The sequence below is a fragment of the Leisingera sp. F5 genome (assembly GCF_001593695.1).
The window spans coordinates 1-3,094 of sequence record NZ_LUKH01000286.1; the positions used below are offsets into that span (position 1 = coordinate 1).

The following is a 3,094-nucleotide window of genomic DNA, read 5'->3' on the forward strand; positions in this document are numbered from 1 at the left end:
CGACGATGGTGACCCCTTGTTCGCGTGCGATCTGGATCGCCTCGATCACCTCAGCCCTATATGGCTTGCAGGTCATCGCGATAAGCACATCCTGGCTGTCCGCCCAGGCAAGGTCATCGACCGCCGTGGAGCCGGGCCGCGGGATGGCGTGGAATTGCTTCATGCCAGTGGAGGCAAGATAGGTGAAGTTGCGGGCGTTGGCGTTGTTCACCCCCACGCCCAGTGTGAAGACCTGGCGGGAATTCCAGATCGCATGCGCCGCGACCTCCAGGCTGCCCGCATCGATACCGGCAAAGGTTTCCTCGATATTCTGGATCGCGGCGCCCACCATATCGGCATATAGGCCGCCCAACTCACCCGACTTACCGATGTCCTGCAGCCAGCGCGCCCGGTCGGGGAATGACACCCCGCCCCTGCGAATCGCTTCGCGGAACGGGGCGCGGAAATCCTCGTAGCCGTCAAACCCCACCTGCCGCGCCATGCGGACAAAGGTGTTGGGCTTCACATTCGCCGCCTCGGCAATCTCGCGCACGGTGGAAACCCCAACATCCGCAGGGTTTTCCAGCACATAGCGGGCCGCCTTCTGTGCCTCAGGGGTCAGCGCATCCCACTCTTCGGTGAGGCGCTCTAAAACAGTCGATGATACATTTGTGCCATTCATGATTGACGATGGTACAAAAATGGAATTAGCCTGTCGAGCAGAAAAGCGACTCTGCAATCAGGAACGGCGAAATGGCTGAGAAAGAATTCCCAACACAGGCCAAAGTGGTCATCGTGGGCGGCGGCGTGATGGGAGTGGGCCTGGCCTATCACCTGGCGCATGAGGGCTGGGGCGAGGAGGTGGTGCTGCTGGAGAAGGCTGAGCTGACCTCCGGCTCGACCTGGCACGCAGCGGGGCAGATCACACACTCCACCAGCTCCTTTGGCCTTGGCAAATGCGTTGACTACAACATCGGACTTTATTCAGGGAAGCTAGAGGAGGAGACCGGCCAGGCGGTGACCTGGCACGGCTGCGGCTCGTTCCGCCTGGCCTATACCGAGGACGAGATGGACTGGCTGCGCCACACCCTGTCCGTCGGGCGCTCGCTGAGGTTCAACATCGAACTGGTCGGCCCCGGGAAAGTCGCTGAACTGCACCCCTTCTATAATCTGGATGGCGTGCTGGGCGCGCTTTATACACCCGATGACGGCCACGTGGACCCGACCAACGTCACCATGGCACTGGCCGCAGGCGCCCGCCAGCTGGGCGCGCGGATCATCCGCCACTGCCGCGCCACCAACATCACCCAAGCCAAGAACGGCGAGTGGGTCGTGGAAACGGAAAATGGCACCATTACTTGCGAGCATGTTGTCAACGCCGGCGGCACCTATGCCCGCCAGATGGGCGAATGGTCCGGTTTGCAGCTGCCGATGACCTCAATGACCCACCATTACTTTGTGACTGAACCGGTACCGGAGTTCGAAAGCTTGGACAAAGAGCTGCCGGTGATCCGCGACGACAAAAAGGTCTCAGGCTATATCCGTATGGAGCAGAAGCGCGGGCTGATCGGGATCTACGAGAAAGAGGGCAGCAACTCAGTCTGGCACGACCACTGCCCCTGGGAATATGAGAACTGGCTGTTTGATGCCGATTACGACCGCGTGATGCCGTGGCTAGAGGAAAGCCTGAACCGGATGCCGATCTTTGCTGACCTCGGTATTCAGCGCGAGGTGCATGGCGCGATCTCCCATCCGCCGGACGGCAACCCATTGATCGGCCCGGCGCCCGGCGTCCAGAACTACTGGTGCTGCTGCGGCACCCAGATCGGCATTGGCTGGGGCCCGGGTCTGACCCGCGAGCTGGCACGCTGGATGGTGCATGGCGCTGCCGACATCTCTATGCGCGAGTACGACCCGCGCCGCTTTGGCACCTATGCCACCAAGGACTGGCAGGTGACCAAAGCGCATGAGGACTACAAACTGCGCCACGAGATCCCCTTCCCGCATTTCAACCGTCTCGCAGGCCGCCCGATCAAGCCGTCGCCGCTTTATGAACGGCTGAAGGAAAAAGGCGCTGTCTATGAGGAGGTCTATGGCCACGAGCGCCCGCGCTGGTTTGCCAAAAACGGTGTCGAACAGCGCGATCACTATTCCTTCCGCCGCAATGAAGTGCACGATATGATCGGGCTGGAATGCAAGGCCGTGCGCGACGGCGTCGGCATCATGGACATCTCCGCCTTCACCAAGGTCGAGGTCTCGGGCCCCGGCGCCGCCGCCCTCTTGGACCGGCTGACCGCCAACCGCCTGCCGCAGAAGGTCGGCGGCATCGCCCTCACCCATATGCTGAACCGCCGCGGCCGGATTGAGCTGGAAACCACCGTGGTGAAACTGGCAGAGGACAGTTACTACCTCGTCTGCGCGGCCTTCTTTGAACAGCGGCTCTTGGACCACCTGAATCAGAACCTCGCGGGCGAAGAGGTGGAGATCACAACCCTCTCCACCGATTGGGCCGCCATCGCTCTCAATGGTCCGAAAGCCCGCGAGGTCCTGGCCGCCTGCACCGATGCCGACCTCACAAACGCCGGTTTCAAATGGCTGACGGCGCAGCAGATCAAGGTTGCAGGCCACACACTCTGGGCCTTCCGTATGTCTTATGCGGGCGAGCTTGGCTGGGAACTCCATATCCCCCGCGATAGCACGCTGGCGGTCTACGACGCGCTTTGGGCTGCGGGCGAAGCACATGGCATTGCCGACTACGGCTCCTTCGCCATGAACGCGATGCGGATGGAGAAGGGCTTCAAGGGCGCAGGCGAACTCACCAACGAAGTGACCCTGGCCGAGGTGGACGCGCTGCGCTTTGCCCGCACCGACAAGGCGTACTTGGGCAAGGACAAGACGCTGAACGCCGGCGCCCTGCCCTGCGTCTGCGCCTATCTGGAGATCGAGCCGGACGGCATTGAGGACGGCCACGGCGGTGAGGCCGTCCTGCTGGAGGGCCAGGTCGTGGGTTCCACCGCCTCGGTCGCCTATGGCCATACCGTCGGCAAGATCCTGGCCTTTGCTTATGTGAAACCGCACGCCAATGTGCCGGGCACGCAGATCGAAGTGATCGTTG

At 62.0% G+C, this 3,094-nt stretch carries 2 protein-coding genes; one reads left to right on the top strand and one right to left on the bottom strand.

Annotated features, from left to right (window positions below):
• On the bottom strand, positions 1-661 hold a 661-nt coding region (locus tag A2I95_RS28945), incomplete at its 3' end, for a MurR/RpiR family transcriptional regulator (protein WP_291735445.1).
• Positions 662-732: 71 nt separating this feature from the next.
• Between A2I95_RS28945 and A2I95_RS28950 the strand changes: the two genes are divergently transcribed.
• A partial coding sequence (locus A2I95_RS28950) for an FAD-dependent oxidoreductase (RefSeq protein ID WP_291735446.1) occupies positions 733-3,094 on the top strand: 2,362 nt, incomplete at its 3' end.